1 protein-coding gene is annotated in these 456 nt (G+C 69.7%); it reads right to left on the bottom strand.

Annotated elements, in window-relative coordinates:
- Window positions 1-456: Ig-like domain-containing protein (locus WG903_RS19145; protein WP_340078293.1), on the bottom strand; the 456-nt coding region annotated here is incomplete at both ends.

Here is a 456-nt window from a genome sequence, read left to right as displayed (position 1 = left end):
CCCGTGAACGTGGGCGTCGTGTTGCTGGTCTTGTTGTCCGTGCTGGACGAGCCGCTGTCCGTTCCCGCCGTCATGTCCGGCGTGCTCGGGGCCGCCGCAGCCGTGTCGATCGTGACCGCCAGGCCAGTGGATGCCACGCTGGTGTTGCCCGCCGCATCCGTCGCCTTGGCCGTGACCGTGTGCGCGCCGTCACCCAGCGTGCTCGCCGTGATCGACCAGTTGCCGCTGCCGTCAGCCGTGCCCGTGCCCACCACCGTCGTGCCGTCCGTGTCGTACAGCGTCACGCTCGAATTCGCTTCGGCCGTGCCGGTAAACGTCGGGGTGTTGTCGTTGGTGATGTTGTCCGTGCTGGAGGAGCCGCTGTCGGTGCCGGCCGTCAGGTCCGGCGCGCTGGGCGCAGCCGGTGCCGTCGTGTCGATCGTGACCGCCAGGCCGCTCGATGCCACGCTCGTGTTC

Source organism: Ramlibacter sp. PS4R-6 (genome assembly GCF_037572775.1).
GTDB lineage: Bacteria > Pseudomonadota > Gammaproteobacteria > Burkholderiales > Burkholderiaceae_C > Ramlibacter.
This window is presented reverse-complemented; position numbering and strand designations above follow the sequence as displayed.